Annotated in this window: 13 protein-coding genes and 3 pseudogenes; 10 read left to right on the top strand and 6 right to left on the bottom strand. The window is 67.1% G+C overall.

What is annotated here, in order from left to right:
• Positions 1 to 3 precede the first annotated feature (3 nt).
• Both ACT3UN_RS03720 and ACT3UN_RS03715 read left to right on the top strand, forming a co-directional pair.
• Entirely contained in the window at positions 4 to 600 is a 597-nt protein-coding gene (locus ACT3UN_RS03720; RefSeq protein ID WP_441579181.1) for a hypothetical protein, read from the top strand.
• Between the two features lie 60 nt (positions 601 to 660).
• On the top strand, positions 661 to 1,629 hold the full coding sequence (locus ACT3UN_RS03715; RefSeq protein WP_301442893.1) for an isopenicillin N synthase family dioxygenase: 969 nt from the start codon (positions 661 to 663) through the stop codon (positions 1,627 to 1,629).
• A 21-nt stretch (positions 1,630 to 1,650) separates the two neighbouring features.
• Here ACT3UN_RS03715 and ACT3UN_RS03710 read toward each other — a convergent pair whose 3' ends face one another.
• Positions 1,651 to 1,962, bottom strand: coding sequence for a thiamine-binding protein (locus ACT3UN_RS03710; protein ID WP_441579182.1), 312 nt, complete (start codon positions 1,960 to 1,962; stop codon positions 1,651 to 1,653).
• A 4-nt stretch (positions 1,963 to 1,966) separates the two neighbouring features.
• Positions 1,967 to 3,097 carry an aminotransferase class V-fold PLP-dependent enzyme gene (locus ACT3UN_RS03705; RefSeq protein WP_301442891.1) on the bottom strand — a complete coding sequence of 377 codons (1,131 nt, stop codon included), beginning with the start codon at positions 3,095 to 3,097 and terminating at the stop codon, positions 1,967 to 1,969.
• A 67-nt stretch (positions 3,098 to 3,164) separates the two neighbouring features.
• Between ACT3UN_RS03705 and ACT3UN_RS03700 the strand changes: the two genes are divergently transcribed.
• Together ACT3UN_RS03700 and ACT3UN_RS03695 are read left to right on the top strand one after the other, a co-directional pair.
• Positions 3,165 to 3,512 carry a DUF952 domain-containing protein gene (locus ACT3UN_RS03700; protein WP_301442890.1) on the top strand — a complete coding sequence of 116 codons (348 nt, stop codon included), beginning with the start codon at positions 3,165 to 3,167 and terminating at the stop codon, positions 3,510 to 3,512.
• Between the two features lie 110 nt (positions 3,513 to 3,622).
• A complete protein-coding gene (locus tag ACT3UN_RS03695; protein WP_301442889.1) occupies positions 3,623 to 4,909 on the top strand; it encodes a glycosyltransferase 87 family protein in 1,287 nt (428 codons plus the stop codon).
• Positions 4,910 to 4,916: 7 nt separating this feature from the next.
• Here ACT3UN_RS03695 and ACT3UN_RS03690 read toward each other — a convergent pair whose 3' ends face one another.
• From ACT3UN_RS03690 to ACT3UN_RS03680, 3 genes and pseudogenes are all read right to left on the bottom strand, one after another.
• Complete coding sequence (locus ACT3UN_RS03690; protein WP_301442888.1) at positions 4,917 to 5,681, bottom strand: gamma-glutamyl-gamma-aminobutyrate hydrolase family protein; 765 nt, start codon at positions 5,679 to 5,681, stop codon at positions 4,917 to 4,919.
• Positions 5,678 to 6,367 carry a helix-turn-helix domain-containing protein gene (locus ACT3UN_RS03685; RefSeq protein WP_301442887.1) on the bottom strand — a complete coding sequence of 230 codons (690 nt, stop codon included), beginning with the start codon at positions 6,365 to 6,367 and terminating at the stop codon, positions 5,678 to 5,680. Before ACT3UN_RS03685 ends, ACT3UN_RS03690 begins: the two co-directional genes overlap by 4 nt.
• A 17-nt stretch (positions 6,368 to 6,384) precedes the next feature.
• A pseudogene (locus tag ACT3UN_RS03680) lies at positions 6,385 to 7,608 on the bottom strand (NAD(P)/FAD-dependent oxidoreductase).
• A 148-nt stretch (positions 7,609 to 7,756) separates the two neighbouring features.
• On the opposite strand from ACT3UN_RS03680, the gene ACT3UN_RS03675 reads away from it, so the two are divergent.
• The 3 genes and pseudogenes from ACT3UN_RS03675 to ACT3UN_RS03665 all read left to right on the top strand — a co-directional run bounded on the left by ACT3UN_RS03675 (position 7,757) and on the right by ACT3UN_RS03665 (position 10,270).
• Positions 7,757 to 7,903 carry a hypothetical protein gene (locus ACT3UN_RS03675; protein ID WP_301442885.1) on the top strand — a complete coding sequence of 49 codons (147 nt, stop codon included), beginning with the start codon at positions 7,757 to 7,759 and terminating at the stop codon, positions 7,901 to 7,903.
• A 12-nt stretch (positions 7,904 to 7,915) separates the two neighbouring features.
• Positions 7,916 to 9,022 (top strand): annotated as a pseudogene (locus tag ACT3UN_RS03670) (allantoate amidohydrolase); the annotation flags it as partial.
• A gap of 93 nt (positions 9,023 to 9,115) precedes the next feature.
• Positions 9,116 to 10,270 (top strand): tyramine oxidase subunit B, encoded by a 1,155-nt coding sequence (locus ACT3UN_RS03665; protein WP_301442884.1) that lies wholly within the window; start codon positions 9,116 to 9,118, stop codon positions 10,268 to 10,270.
• A 10-nt stretch (positions 10,271 to 10,280) separates the two neighbouring features.
• Here ACT3UN_RS03665 and ACT3UN_RS03660 read toward each other — a convergent pair whose 3' ends face one another.
• On the bottom strand, positions 10,281 to 11,549 hold the full coding sequence (locus ACT3UN_RS03660; protein ID WP_301442883.1) for an ammonium transporter: 1,269 nt from the start codon (positions 11,547 to 11,549) through the stop codon (positions 10,281 to 10,283).
• Between the two features lie 230 nt (positions 11,550 to 11,779).
• Here ACT3UN_RS03660 and ACT3UN_RS03655 point away from each other — a divergent pair.
• The 3 genes and pseudogenes from ACT3UN_RS03655 (at position 11,780) to ACT3UN_RS03645 (ending at position 14,394) form a co-directional block, all read left to right on the top strand.
• Positions 11,780 to 12,890, top strand: a pseudogene (locus ACT3UN_RS03655) (ISL3 family transposase).
• A 111-nt stretch (positions 12,891 to 13,001) separates the two neighbouring features.
• On the top strand, positions 13,002 to 13,409 hold the full coding sequence (locus tag ACT3UN_RS03650) for a hypothetical protein (RefSeq protein ID WP_444656337.1): 408 nt from the start codon (positions 13,002 to 13,004) through the stop codon (positions 13,407 to 13,409).
• Positions 13,410 to 13,755: 346 nt separating this feature from the next.
• Positions 13,756 to 14,394: a hypothetical protein gene (locus ACT3UN_RS03645; protein WP_441579186.1), complete on the top strand. Its 639-nt coding sequence runs from the start codon at positions 13,756 to 13,758 to the stop codon at positions 14,392 to 14,394.
• Positions 14,395 to 14,493 lie beyond the last annotated feature (99 nt).

The following is a 14,493-nucleotide window of genomic DNA, read 5'->3' as shown; positions in this document are numbered from 1 at the left end:
GACATGGCCCCGTCAGCGTCCCAGGATGACCTCCGGGCGGAGATTCGTCGTGTGGAGCGCGGGGCGGGGGTCGGGTGGCGCCGCATCGTGACGGTGTTCGAGGACGCCGGGGGCGCGCGGTTGTCCCACGCCGAGCTGGCTGCCGCGGTGCACCCGTTGATGGTGGGGCAGGGGCTGGACAACCCGGGGTGGTGGGGCCAGGGAGCCACCGTCGCCTACGAGAAGCAGATCGGACGACGGGCCACGGGCCAGTCGAGCGGGGGAGATTTCCAGGTCGCGGCGTCGCGCACGCTGGAGGTGGCGGCCGTGGTCACCGACGGTGACGCGGGTGTGTGCGTTGTTCGCGACGTGGTCGGCGCGCTGGTGTCGGGGGAGGGGACGTCGCTGCGTCCGGTCGGGGAACCGCGGGTCTCCGACACACCGAAACGGTCCTACTGGCGTAGCGCCCTCGACGACGGGACGTCCTTCGAGGTCGCTGTCGCGCCGAAGGACGCCGCGGCGCGGCGTGTCGTGGTCACGCTCACGGTGACGGGGATGGCGTCCGCGGGGCAGCGCGAGGACGTCCGCAGCGTCCTGAAGGAGGTCCTTGCCTCTGTGTGAGGTGGGTGTACGATACCCACACACAGTTGGCTGAAGAGAGGCAAACCTTTGACGGGCACGATGCTGGATATCCCCTTGTTCGACGTCGCGGACTGGCGTGATGCACCCGCGGACCGGCGTAGGGCCCTGGCGGACCGCCTCGACCGGGCGATGAAGGACTCCGGGTTCTTCATGGTCTCCGGCCACGGCATCGACCCGTCACTGTCGTCGGAACTACGCGCGGCCGCCGCAGAGTTCTTCGCCCTGCCGGACGATCTCAAGGAGCGCTACCGCACGGTGGTCGGTGGACGCGGTTGGATCCGCACGGGCGACGAGGCGAACGCCTACTACGGCGACGTCCCCGACGTCGACAAGGCCGACCTCAAGGAGACGCTGACCTTCGGCCGTGAGCACGCCACGGGGGACGCCGACATCGACGAGACGTACTTCCGCGCCAACGTGTACCCGCAGGAGGTCCCGGCGCTCGAAGCGCTGGTGTCGCGCTGGGCCGAGGCGGCGCGTGCGCTGTACCGCGACCTGCTGGAGATGCTCGCCACCGCCCTCGGGCTCGACGAGGGCTACTTCGTCGAGCGGGCGGGGGATTCGCCGCACACCTTCAACATCAACCGTTACCCGGCGTTGTCGGTGGTGGGGCGGGCGAAGGAGGGGCAGTACCGTATCGCCCCGCACACCGACTGGGGGCTGGTCACCATCCTGGACCGTCAGCCCGGCTACGGCGGACTGCAGGTGCAGGGTGCCGACGGCAGGTGGCAGGACGCCCCGTTCGTGGAGGGGGCGTTGACGATCAACATCGCCGACCTGCTGGCCCGGTGGACGGGGGACCGGTGGCGCTCGACCCGGCACAGGGTGCTCGCACCGAGCGAGGACGCGCCCTCGGAGGAGCTGTACAGCATCATCGCCTTCATGGAGCCGGACATGACGCAGGTCGTCGAGCCCCTCGCGCCTCCCGTCGGTGGTGGGGCGGTCTACGCGCCGGTGCGTGCGGCGGACTACTTCACCGAGCGCAACGCCGCCGCGTCGGTGAGCTGAGCGGGGTCTGCCGGGTAGCAGTCACTGACCGTCCCCGTCGATGGCGGCGTTGAGACGCTCGACCTTTCCGGTGATCTCGCCGTCGTGCCCGGGCCGCAGGTCGGCCTTGAGCACCAGCGACACCCGCGGCGAGTACTCGCCCACGGCCTCGCAGGCGCGCTTGACGACGGGCATCACCTCGTCCCATTCACCCTCGATCGTGGTGAACATCGACGTGGTCTCGTGGGGCAGCCCGGACTCCCGGACGACCTCCACGGCCTTGGCCACGATGTGGGCCATCGAACCGTCTGGTTCCGGGGTGGTCGAGGGGGCGATGGAGAATGCGAAGAGCATGGCCCTACATCCCCAGCTTGTCCAGGGCGGTGCGCAGTCGGTCGACCGCGCCGTCCACGTCGGCGAGCTTGTCCAGGCCGAACAGGCCCAGGCGGAAGGTGGAGAAGCTCTCCGGCTCACCGCACTGCAGCGGGACACCGCCGGCGACCTGCACGCCGGCCTCCTTGAACTTCGCGCCGGACTTCACGGCAGGGTCGTCGGTGTAGGCGACGACCACGCTGGGGGCGGCGAACTCGCCGGTGGCGATGGCCTGGATCCCGTGCTCCTCGAGCAGCGCGCGGACCTTGGTGCCCAGTTCGATCTGCGCGGCGCGCAGGTTCTCCAGGCCACGTTCGCGGGCCTCGACCATCAGCGCGGCGTTGTGCGCGAGACCGTCGGTCGGCAGGGTGGCGTGGTACGGGGTGCGACCCTCGCCGTACTCGTCGGTGATGAACAGCCACTTCTTCAGGTCCACGGCGAAGCTGGAGGACGTCGAGGCGTTCACGGCCTTGCGCGCGGCGGGGCTGAGCATCACGTAGCCGGCGCAGGGAGTTCCGCTCCAGCCCTTCTGCGGGGCGCTGACCAGCACGTCCACCCCGGTGTCGGTCATCGAGACCCAGGACGCTCCGGAGGCGACGCAGTCGAGGACGACCAGGGCGCCGACCTCGTGGGCGGCGTCGGCCATGGCGGTGAGGTAGGCGTCGGTGAGCTGGATGCCGGCGGCGGTCTCGACGTGCGGTGCGATGACGATCTCGGGACGCTCACGGCGGATCGCGGCGGTGACCTCGTCGATCGGGGCGGGCACCCAGGTGGACGTCGGCTCGTAGCCGGTCTGACGTGCCTTGAGCACGGTGACGTCGTCGGTGATGCGTCCGGCGTCGATGATCTGCGACCAGCGGAAGGAGAACAGCCCGTTGCGGACGATGAGGGTGCGCTTGTCGGTGACGAGCTGGCGGGCGACCGCCTCCATCGCGTAGCTGCCGCCCCCGGGGACCACGGCGACGGTGTCGGCGTCGTAGGCGCTGATCAGAACGTCGCGGATGTCCTGCATGACTGTGGTGAACCGTGCCGACATGTGGTTGAGGGATCGGTCGGTGAAGACGACGGAGTACTCGAGGAGGCCGTCGGGATCGATATCATCGTGTGGGAGCTTCATGGTCATATTCTCCCACATCGTGAACTCAGTTTCAGCAGGAGGGGCCGGACTGCGGCACAGTGGTGGCATGACGATCTTCCACATTGCACGGGTCCCTGACTGGACCGCCGCCCTGGAGACAGGGGAGTACCGGGTGTCCACGGTGGGGCTGTCCGTGGACAGCGTCGGCTTCGTCCACGCTTCGACTCGGGAGCAGGTCGGGCCGACCGCCCGCAGGTTCTACCGCGACGAGGACGCCGCCCTGTGCGTCCTGGTCATCGACGACGACCGCGTCCGCGCGGCCGGCACAGAGGTCCTCGAAGAGGACGCCGGTGACGGGCAGAACTACCCGCACATCTACGGTCCGGTGCGTCCTGACTGGGTGACCGAGGTGCGTCCGGCGTCTTTCGGGCAGGACGGCCGCTTCATCTGGTGACAGGGCCTGGCCAGCAACCTGTCAGTCGTCACGGACGGGCAGGCCAGGGCGGTTCCCTAGCCTGATGGACCGTCCCTCGTCACCGACCTGATGGAGTGATCCGCCCCACCATGACGATCTCCGCACCGCACGACACCGCCGTCAAGACTCGCGGGAGTCAGCCACGTGACCAGCCCCGTGACCAGCCGCAGAGCAGGGCTGGACGCATCGCCGCGGTGAGTGCGCTCGTCATCGGGGTCGGGTTGCTGGTCTGGCAGTGCGCATGGGTGCTGGGATATGCGCGCGACAGCTACCTGCTGGATCTGGGCGTGTTCCGGGACACCGGGCAGGCGATCGTCGACGGTGGGGGACTCTACGGCGACGACCTGGACTCCCGCACCGGCTTCCCCTTCATCTACCCGCCGCTCGCGGCCGCCCTGTTCGTCCCGCTGACCTGGTTCAACGACCAGACCATGGAGATGCTCTGGACGCTGGCCTCGGTGGTGGCGTCCTGGGCGGTGCTGGCGATGGCTGCCCACCGGCTGCGACTGCGGTGGGCGCCGCTGGTGGCGCTGCCGATGCTCGGTCTCGCTCTGTGCATGGAGCCGCTGCGGGCGAACATGGAGTTCGGCCAGATCAACGTCTTCCTCGTGCTGCTGGTCACGGCCGACGTCCTCGGGTTCACGCCCCGTCGGCTGCGTGGTGTCGGGGTGGGTCTGGCGGCCGGCATCAAGATCACCCCGGCGGCGTTCGCCCTGGTGTTCCTGGTGACACGTCGGTGGGGTGACCTGGCGCGCTCCGCCGGGACGTTCCTCGTGACCGCCGCACTCGGCTGGCTGATGCGCCCCGGCGAGGCGGTGTTCTTCTGGACCAGTGAGTTCTTCGACGACGAACGCGCCGGCCCGCCGTCCTTCGAAGCCAACCAGGCGGCGACCGGTCTGCTCACCCGGGCGGGGATGGACGGCGACCTGGCGCAGACGGTGATGCTGCCCGTCCTGCTCGTGGTCGCGGTGGCCGCGGGCTGGGCCTCCCGGCGCCTGCTGCGCGCTGGACGTCCGGTGACCACGCTGCTGCTGCTCGTCCTGGCGGTGAGCGTGGCGGCACCGTACGCGGTGACGCACCACTGGTCGGGCGTGATCGTGGCCGTGGCACTGCTTGCCTCCCAGCTCCTGGGTGGTGCACGCGACTGGCCGACGACCACGGCGGCGGCGCTGCTGGTGGTGGCGAACGTGTTTCTGCACTACAGGATCGCCGACTGGGGGTGGGTACAGGACGCGGTGGGGCAACCGTGGATCCTGGCCAACGCCCAGGGCGTGGCCGGTATCGTGGCGCTGCTGCTCCTGCTCCTCGCGGCCTGGCGTGCGGTGCCGGAGGAGAGCGTGGCGCAGGCGACCGAGTTGGAGGACGCCGTGCGCTGAGCGGGACTCACCCGATGTGGACACCAACCGGACGCACCGGACGCACTGCCGCCTGCCGCTGCATCCGCAGCAGCAGGTCGGTCAGGTTTCCGGACGCTGCGGCCGGATGTTCCGGGTGCCACTGCACCCCGGTCACCGGGGCGGTCTCGTGGACCACCGCCTCGACCGTGCCGTCGGAGGCCCGGGCGACGACCCGCAGCCCCGGTGCCAGCCGGTCCACCGCCTGGTGGTGGATGCAGACGGCAGGGCCGTCGGGGACGATCCCCGCCGGGCCGCCGGCGAGGCGCGTGAACACTCCGGGGTCCGGGCCGTCCTCGCGTCGGTGGTTGGCACCGTGCGCGCCTGCACAGGTGGGCAGGCTGCTGGACATGTCCTGCACCAACGTGCCGCCGAGCGCGACGTTGACCAGCTGCATACCGCGGCAGATGCCCAACACCGGCACTCCCTCGGCCACCGCCCGGGTCACGACCCGGATGTGGGTTTGGTCGGCGGTGGTGAGGTGACGTCCGGCACCGGCGCAGGACGCCCCGGCACCGTAGAGCGCCGGGTCCACGTCCTCCCCACCTGCCAGGACTATCATGTCGGCACTCTCAGCACTCTCAGCACTCTCGGCGCTGTCGGTACTGTCACCTGCGATGAACTCCACCCGCCACCCCAGGTTCCGCACGGCCGCGGCGATGCGGTCGTTCAGCAGGTCGAGCAGCGACTGAAAGGCGGGGTCGTGGGGACGGTGGTCGCTCGGGTGGTGGACGGCCACGGTGGGTGGGGTCACGTGCGTTCCTCCGGGTAGGCGGTCACGGCCAGGAACCTGATGGGCAGTTCGGTCAGCTCGACGGGACCGTGGACTCCCTCACCGTCCAGGAGCAGGGCGTCTCCGGGGCGCATCCGGTAGTCGGTGTCCTGGTGGCGGTAGGTCATGTCGCCGTCGAGCATGTAGATCAGTTCGGTGCCCGGGTGCTGGAAACGAGGGTGCGTCTCCGAACGGTCGTGCAGGGTCACGAGCACCGGCTCAAGGTGCGGCCCCGAGGAGGTGTCACCGTGGCCGCGGAAGGATCCGAGCAGTTCGTAGACGTGGTTGTGACGGGTTCCGCGACCGCTGATGCGGGTGCCGGTGCCGGCGGGGGTGTGGGCGGCGGGGCGTTCGACCTGTGCGTCACGGAACAGGGTCGGCACCGGGACGTCGAGTGCCTCGGCGAGGTGCGCCACCGAGGTCAGTGAACAGGAGGTCTGGGCGTTCTCGATCTTCGACAGCATCGCGCGCGACAGTCCCGAACGTTCGGCCAGGCCGGTCAGCGACATACCGCGCGAGGTGCGCAGCGCGCGCACGCGACGTCCCAGGCTGACCTCGATCGCCCGGTCGTCGGCGCGGGATTTCGCGGCGGACGCCGGGTCGATCTCATGGTCCTGTGCGGTGTCCTGTGCGGTGTCCTGTGCTGTGTCCTGTTCAGGGTTCGGCATGGGGTCAGATCCTATCCTCACCGCATCTCGCCGGCACCTACGTAGGGGTGCAGGCTGCGGGTCAGGTCATTCTCGGCGAAGCGCCCCAGTCGGAAGTCGGACGCCGGGACGTCCGCGTCCGACGATGCTCCGTCCAGCAGCAGGTCGGCGACGAGGTCGGCGACGGCCGGGGCGATCTTGTAGCCGTGTCCGGCGAAGCCGACGGCGAGGAACAGTCCGTCGACCCCGGACGGCCCGATGATCGGGTTGTAGTCGGGGGTCGTGTCGTAGCAGCCGGCGTAGGACGAGCTGAGCGCCGGGTTCGGCATGTCGGGCAGACGGTGCATGAGCTTGCCGATGGTTCACTCGACGAAGTCGTCGTCGGCCCTGTTGCGGTAGTTGTCCGGGTCCGCCCAGTGGGGATCGCGGTGGTCGGAATTGCCGCAGAGGATTTCGCCGTTGGGTTCACCGCACAGGTACTGCAGGCTGACCAGGTCGGAAAGTACGGGGACGCGTCCCAGGTCGGCGCCGGGGGAGACGAGCATCAACTGGGCGCGTTGGGCGTGCACCGGCAGGTCGAGGCCCACGGTGGAGCCCAGCTGCCGGGCCCAGGCGCCGGTGGCGAGGATGACCTGACCGGCACCGACGGTGGAGCCGTCGGCGAGGGCCACACCGGTGACCCTGTCGTCCGCGCCGCAGGTGAAGCCGGTGACGTTCACGCCGCTGCGTACCGTCGCGCCCTGCCGGCGGGCGGCGACGGAGAAGGCCATGCCGAGCATCGGGGCGTCGCCGCGTCCACCGAGCGGTTCGTAGGCGATGGCGTCGAAGTCGTCGACACGCAGGCCGGGCCACAGTTCGCGGGCGTCGTCACCGGTGATGAAGGAGACGTCGATGCCGAGACCCTGCTGCATGGCGACATTGGCCTTCAGCGCGTCGGAGTTCTCGGCGCCGACGCCGACCATGTACCCGCAGTTGCGGAAGCCGCAGTCGTCGCCGAGGATCTCCTCGGCCCGGTGGAGGAATTTTGTTCCGTTCCACCCCATCTTCGCCACCGACGGGGTGCCGTAATGCGAACGAACCACGCCGGAGGACTTGCCGGTCATGCCGCCGCAGAGTTGCCCGCGTTCGAGCACGAGCACGCTCTTCTCCCCGCGGGAGGTCAGCCCCCAGGCGATGGCGAGGCCTTCGAGACCGCCGCCGACGATGACGTAGTCGTAGTTCGCGGTGTTTTCCCTGCTCTTCGTGCTGGTCGTGGTGCCCATCTTCGGATGCTCCCTGTTGTGGTGGCCGGGTGGCTGGGTTATCGTGGGGGTGATTCTTCTTGTGAATCAAACGATACTGACATGAAACACTACACATGTGACGGGGACGTGACGAGTGCGTTGCGACCCTGAGGAGAGGACCACCGGCATGAACGGGATCAACGAACTCCGGGACCCCGACGCCGCCCTCGGGCGCTTCCACCGGATGTGGGCGCAGCTCGCCGAGATCGGCGTCACCGAATCCGGTGTACGACGTTTCTCCTGGACCGCAGAGGACCGGGCGCTGCGGGCGTGATTCACCGCGCAGGCCCGGGAGCGCGGCATGCACGTGGCCACCGACGCCAACGGCAACCTGCGTGCCTGGTGGGGCGAGCCGCGCGAGGGCTTCGTGGTCACCGGCTCGCACCTGGATTCCGTGCCGGACGGGGGACTGTGGGACGGCCCCCTCGGCGTGGTCCTCGGCTTCCTCGCCGTCGATGAACTGCAGGCCGCGGAACAGGCGGGCTCCTTCGCCGCACCGCGGTCCCTGGCGGTCGTGGACTACATGGACGAGGAGGGTGCACGCTTCGGCGTCGCCTGCCTGGGGTCCAAGCTGATGAGCGGGGCGATCGACCCCGCCACCGCCCGCGCACTCGTCGACGCCGACGGGGTGAGCCTCGCCGAGGCGATGACCGCCGCGGGCGCCGACCCGCAGGACGTGGGGGAGGACCCGCAGGAGCTCGCGCGCATCGGTGCACAGGTCGAGGTGCACGTTGAACAGGGGAAGAACCTCGCCGGACGTCTCGACGCGGCCGTGGGCGTGGCCTCGGCGATCTGGCCGCACGGGCGGTGGGAGTTCGTCTTCGACGGCGTCGCCGACCATGCGGGGACCGCGCGTCTGGAGGACAGGAAGGACGCCGCGTTGCCGTTCGCCGAGACGGTGCTGGCGGCGCGCGCGGCCGCCGGAGCGCTGGACGCCCGGGCCACCTTCGGGCGCTTCCACGTCGAACCTGCCGGCCCGAACGTGGTTCCCGCCCGGGTCGTCGCCTTGCTCGACGCGCGCGCCGCCGACGACGGCACCCTGGCGTCCCTCGTCGACCGGGTGGCGCAGGCCGCCCGGCAGGCGTCCGGGGACCATGGCGTGACCTGCACGGTGACGCGGGTGTCCTACGCGCCCGTCGTGGAATTCGACGCCGACCTGCGCGACGTGCACGCCAAGCTCGCCGCCGACGCGGGGGAGTACCTGCCGGAACTTCCCACCCAGGCAGGTCACGACTCCGGGATCCTGGCCACACGCGTACCGACCTCGATGTTGTTCGTCCGCTCACCGCACGGGATCTCGCACTCCCCGCGGGAGGACGCCGCGGACGCCGACGTCCTGGCAGGACTGCGCGCCCTGGTCAGGTCCCTGGCGTTCCTGATGCGGCAACCTTAATGCGCCCGAAATCAGGGCGAGACCGACGGGAAAATCCCCCGCCATAAAATTTACTTCTGTTCAACACTGGTAACCACCAAGGAGAGTGCCGACATGGCCGAGCAGCCCGACACCACCACACCCGACACGAGCATCAACTTCCGCTACCTCAGCGAACCCGACATGATCGAGGCAGGGGTCCGCGACATCGCCCGCTGCGTGGACGTGATGGAGGAGACCCTCATCCTCCTGAACAGGGGCGACTACATGATGGCCGGACTCAACCACAACTCCCACGGGGCGATGATCTCGTTCCCGGAGAAGCCCGAGTTCGACGGCATGCCGGCCGACGGTCCCGACCGTCGGTTCATGGCGATGCCCGCCTACCTGGGAGGACGCTTCAACAACACCGGCGTGAAGTGGTACGGGTCCAATGCGGAGAACCGCAAGGAGGGACTGCCGCGCTCGATCCACGTCTTCGTGCTCAATGACACGGTGACCGGCGCGCCGAAGGCGATCATGAGCGCGAACATCCTCTCCGCGGTCCGCACCGGTGCGGTGCCGGGGGTGGGCGTGAAGTACCTCTCCAACCCGGACTCGACGACCCTGGCTGTCGTCGGCCCAGGCGTGATGGCGCGCACCAACACCGACGCGATCCTCGCGCTGCGCCCGGGCATCACGACGATCAAGGTGAAGGGCCGCAGCCAGCGTGGTGTGGACTCCTTCCGCGACTACATCCAGGGGGAGTACCCCCGGGTCGAGGTCGTGGGCTGTGACTCGATCGAGGAGGCGGTGACCGACGCCGACATCGTGATGGCCTCGACCACCACCGACTTCGCCGGCCCGTCGGCCTTCCCGTACTTCAAGGAGGAGTGGCTGAAGCCGGGCTGTCTCGTCGCGGCCCCGGCCGCCGCCCGGTTCGACGACGACTTCCTCGCCGGCGACGCCCGCCTCGTCCTCGACGCCTACGGTCTCTACGAGGCGTGGGAGGAGGAGTACGGCGACCAGGCCTTCGTGCTGCTCGGCATCCCGGGGACGAAGTGGTACGACCTGGTGCGTGAGGGAAGTCTCGACAAGTCGAAGATCGAGGTCATCGCCGACGTCGCCGAGGGCAAGGCCCCGGGCTGGGACCCGGAGACCGTCACCGTGTACTCCGTGGGCGGCATGCCCGTCGAGGACGTGGCCTGGGCCACCGACCTCTACGCCACCGCCGAGGAGAAGAACCTCGGCACGGTACTGAACCTGTGGGAGAAGCCGGAACTGGCCTGAACATGCCAGCTCAGCTGATGGTGCGGTCGGCGGTGCCGGCCGGCTCCATCGTCCTGTCGTAGGCCTGTTCGTCGTGGATCGCTGCGTCGATCCCGCGGCCCTCGTCCTCCTCGGTGATGCGGATGGGGTGGATCTTGTCCATCACCCAGGCGATCGCGTAGGTCATCAGGAAGGAGAACGAGACGGTCACCACGATCGCCACGATCTCCCGCCAGACCAGGTCGGGGGAGCCGCCGAAGAAGATCCCGGCACGTCCTGCCGGAGCGGCGGCCGCGCCGAAGAACACGACGAACATGGCACCCGCCATCCCGCCGACGCCGTGGACGGCGAAGACGTCCGCCGAGTCGTCGACGCCGTAGCGTCGTGCCAGCTTGATCGCGCCGAAAGCGGCTGCGGAGGCGGCCATGCCCACGAACACCGCTCCGACGGGGTGGACGGCGTCCGCCACCGGGGTGATGCCGACGAGACCGGCGATCATGCCGGTCCCCAGGCCCATCAGCGTGTAGTGGCCGTTGACGACCCGCTGCATGATGATGAAGCCCAGCATTCCTCCCGCCAGGGAGAGCAGGGAGGTGAGGATCACGTACTGGGCGAGGAAGTTCGCTCCGCCGGCTGTGCCGCCGTTGAAGCCCATCCAGCCCATGGCGATCATGCCCGCGCCGATGAGCATCAGCGGGAGGTTGTGGGGCCGGTGGTCCTTGGTGGCGCGTCGTCCGAGGAAGACGGCCAGGGCGAGGCCCGCTGCGCCGGCGTTCATGTGCACGGCGGTGCCACCGGCGAAGTCGTGCAGGCCGAGGACGTTGATCATCCATCCGCCGGTGGTGCCGGCCTCCTCGTCGTCGGCGGCGAAGACCCAGTGGGCCATGGGGGCGTAGACGAGCAGAACCCAGACGGCGGCGAAGATCATCCAGGCATCGAACTTCATACGGCCGGCGGCGCCGGAGGAGACCAGGGCGACACTGATGGCGGCGAAGAGGGTGAAGAACGCCGTGTTCAGGGTGGTGCCGTTTCCGTCGTCGGTCATGAGGTCGTTGAAGAAGGCGAACTCGAGGGGGTCGCCGATCAGTCGTAGGCCGGCGACGCTGTCGCCGACGACGAGCCCGTGACCGACGATGATGTAGACCACCGTGGTGACCGCCAGCGAGGACATCACCATCATCATCATGTTCAGGACGCTGCGGCCGTTGAGCATCCCTCCGTACAGCATCGCCAGTCCCGGGAACATGAGCAGCACCAGGGAGAATGCGGCGAGGATCCACGCTACGTCTGCAGCAGGCATGAGCACTCCTTCTCGTTGATCGGTGTCCGTTATGTAGGACAAATGTGAATCTACGAGAGGGGAGTTTCCTCGCGGTCCCGACGGGATTTCCCGAGGGTTAACGGGCTCTTCGCGATACGGAGTGCATGGCTGACGGTGGGGCCGATGCGGTGTGGCACAACATATAGAGGTCCTGGCCGGTACAAGATGAGAGTTACCACACCTTCATCTGACCGAACCAGGACCCTACAATGCACACTACTGGCAACCTCGTAGCTGACACCATCTGCCGCACCGCTGAAATCGGATTGACCATCACTGGCGCCGCGGACGTCGCCCCGGTGACCGTCGACGATCAGTGTCCTGGCTGCAAACATGCAGGTGTGCTGCGAGATCACGTCACCCGGCAGCTGGTGGACCTGCCGGTCGTCGGCTTCCCGACGCGACTTCACGTCCGTGTCCCGCGGTTCACCTGCCCCAACGATGCCTGCAGCCGGAAGATCTTCCAGGCTTCACTGGGTTGTGCGGACGATGGGTCGAAAACTGACCCACCGGGTGACTCGCTGGATCCTGCAACGCCTCGCGATCGACCGCATGAGTGTCTCAGCCACTGCGAAAGCCTTGGGCGTCGGGTGGCAGCTGGTCAACAAGATCGCGGTTCAGGCGGTCCGCAACCTCGTCTACGACTCCGGCGATCACCTGGCTGAGGTGCGGATACTCAGTGTCGATGGGCATGTGTGGAAACACGCCCGCCGGCCGGGCGAGCCCTCCTCGATGGTCACGGTGCTGGTGGATCTGACCCCGCTGGTCGATGGGCGCGGGCCGGCGCGGTTGATCGATATGCGACCCGGGCGAAAGTGCGGAGGTGCTACGAAGCTGGTTGCAGCAACGCAGCGAAGCATTCCGCGAATCGGTTCAGGTGGTGACGATGGACGGCTTCGCCGGCTACGCCACCGCCGTGGACCACGCCCTGCCCGCGGCGACGAAGGTGATGGACCCATTCCATGTGGTGCACCTGGCCGCCGAGAAGCTCACCGCGTGTCGGCAGCGTCTGCAACGTGAGACCAGGACGTCATCGCCGCGTTCGGGGCCCCGGACAAGTCACGGGGCAAGAAGTTGATGGCCGGGTTGAACGACACGCTGCGCAGGGCGCTGCCGAAGGGCTTGGAGGAGTTGGCGCAGTTCGGGCGCATGTTGTGGCGGCGTCGGGCCGATATTTTGGCGTATTTCGACGTCGGAGCCGTCAACGGGAGATTGGACCACCTGCGCGGTATTGCGCTGGGGTTCCGAAATCTGGACCACTACATCTTGAGGTCGCTGATCCATTCCGGGCAGCTCCGCGACCGGATCAACGCACTGTGAATCGCGAAGAGCCGGTTAACGCTGGACACCTGGGCGAGCGGGCTGTACGGTCATGTACATAGTTCCATTGACTAACTTTGTGATTCACTGCATCTTCGAGGGGTGTCGACCGTGAGGGGAATCAAGGCCCGTCCGATGATCCTGGCGGTCGTTGCCGGTGTGGCGATCTCGACGGCGGCGTGCGGTGGGCAGGACGATGCCGAGGGGGAGGAGAGTACGAACCTCCCGCAGGACATCGTGGTCTATCGTCCGGGAATGCTGGACAACGATCTCACACAGGACGATGTGCCGCTGTGGCCCGGGCCGGATCCGGATGACTTCCTGGCGCCGCATTCTCCGTCGGGCGAGAGTGGCGAGCTCTCCGGTGATGATGCCGAGGTCGTGTACCGGGCGGCGTTGGACAATCCCGGGTCATTGCTCGAGGAGGGGCGGGATCCGAGTGATGCGACGTCGGCTGTCTGGTGGGTCGATGGCGGTGCCCAGTGGCTGGTCGTCGAAACCCGTTCTGAACTGATTTGACACTTTTCACAGCGATCCTGACGTATACGGGCTGAGGCAACATACCCACCCCGTTCTGATGTCATTTCTCACTCTCAGTAATTCTGATATTTTCCAGAGTTGCGGTGCTGCACTCCGCGTATCGGAGCTTGTGCAGTGAGTTTGAGGATTCGGCCATGGCGTAGTCGAAGGAGTTGCGCATGGGGCCCATGGCATTGCCGAATCCGTTGCAGTCTGATAGCTTCACTATGCGGTGTTTTTCGCCGTTATGCGATAAATGAAAAGAGGAGCCGTGATGGGCCTGAAATGCGGCGTGTGGGATGTTAATTGTGTTGCTACGTCATAATTCCGATGGAAGGATCTGAATATGAGTACTAAGCTGGCGCAGGTGGTGGTTCGAGCGAGCTCTGACGAGCCCTTCGTCGTTCCGGAATCATTCGATCCGCTGCTCGACTTCACTAATATCGAAAGATTTATCGGTTTTGCAAATACAGGTGACGATGAGACGGGGATGACCGTCTCGTCTGCAGCGTTGTGGGAGACGCATGACTATTGGTGCTGGAGTGATGAAAATGGACATCATTCTTCGTTTCAGTTCTCGGTGAGAATGGTGAACGGCAGGATACCTCTGCGTTATCTATTTGCCGTATGGTCGATTGTAATATCTCCGCAGTTACGGGGCGATATTGCTCGAATCGAGATGGACTGCCTCGGCGTAGGAGAGGTTAAAAAGTCAGTCAGCTCCCCGGCGTATCTCGAAAAATCATGCGGTCCGCCGGCAGCGCAATCTGAAGATCGTTCCTCTTGCGGTGTTCCGCTGGAAGTTAACGGGCATAACTCTCCGCCGATCAGGTTCGCTGCCGAGAATTCCGACGGCGATCACATCGAGAGTTCTGTCGTTGAGTTCACGCCACTCCGCGTTGCTGAGGTCTTCGAAATGCTTGTCCCGGACTTGTCGGGTTCTTACGCGAGAGAGTTCTCCATACGGGCGCGTAGGAAGCGGTAGGGAAGTTCTCAAAGGCTCGCAGGTCCATGTAGAGCTCACGTTCTTCGTCGGATGGTGTTGTCGAGTGTGTCGAGGCTGGATGGCAACGAGATGCATCAG

Origin of the sequence: Corynebacterium sp. AOP12-C2-36 (assembly GCF_052379185.1) — a bacterium.
Taxonomy (GTDB): Bacteria; Actinomycetota; Actinomycetes; order Mycobacteriales; family Mycobacteriaceae; genus Corynebacterium.
The sequence above is the reverse complement of the archived record's forward strand: the minus strand, read 5'-3'. Positions and strand labels throughout refer to the sequence as shown.

Excerpts from the sequence above, each read along its gene's own strand:
- ACT3UN_RS03685 (WP_301442887.1), bottom strand. The coding sequence starts at position 6,367 with ATGCCGAACCCTGAACAGGACACAGCACAGGACACCGCACAGGACACC.
- ACT3UN_RS03660 (WP_301442883.1), bottom strand. The coding sequence starts at position 11,549 with ATGCCTGCTGCAGACGTAGCGTGGATCCTCGCCGCATTCTCCCTGGTG.
- ACT3UN_RS03705 (WP_301442891.1), bottom strand. The coding sequence starts at position 3,097 with ATGAAGCTCCCACACGATGATATCGATCCCGACGGCCTCCTCGAGTAC.
- ACT3UN_RS03700 (WP_301442890.1), top strand. The coding sequence starts at position 3,165 with ATGACGATCTTCCACATTGCACGGGTCCCTGACTGGACCGCCGCCCTG.
- ACT3UN_RS03710 (WP_441579182.1), bottom strand. The coding sequence starts at position 1,962 with ATGCTCTTCGCATTCTCCATCGCCCCCTCGACCACCCCGGAACCAGAC.
- ACT3UN_RS03715 (WP_301442893.1), top strand. The coding sequence starts at position 661 with ATGCTGGATATCCCCTTGTTCGACGTCGCGGACTGGCGTGATGCACCC.
- ACT3UN_RS03675 (WP_301442885.1), top strand. The coding sequence starts at position 7,757 with ATGAACGGGATCAACGAACTCCGGGACCCCGACGCCGCCCTCGGGCGC.
- ACT3UN_RS03695 (WP_301442889.1), top strand. The coding sequence starts at position 3,623 with ATGACGATCTCCGCACCGCACGACACCGCCGTCAAGACTCGCGGGAGT.
- ACT3UN_RS03645 (WP_441579186.1), top strand. The coding sequence starts at position 13,756 with ATGAGTACTAAGCTGGCGCAGGTGGTGGTTCGAGCGAGCTCTGACGAG.
- ACT3UN_RS03665 (WP_301442884.1), top strand. The coding sequence starts at position 9,116 with ATGGCCGAGCAGCCCGACACCACCACACCCGACACGAGCATCAACTTC.
- ACT3UN_RS03720 (WP_441579181.1), top strand. The coding sequence starts at position 4 with ATGGCCCCGTCAGCGTCCCAGGATGACCTCCGGGCGGAGATTCGTCGT.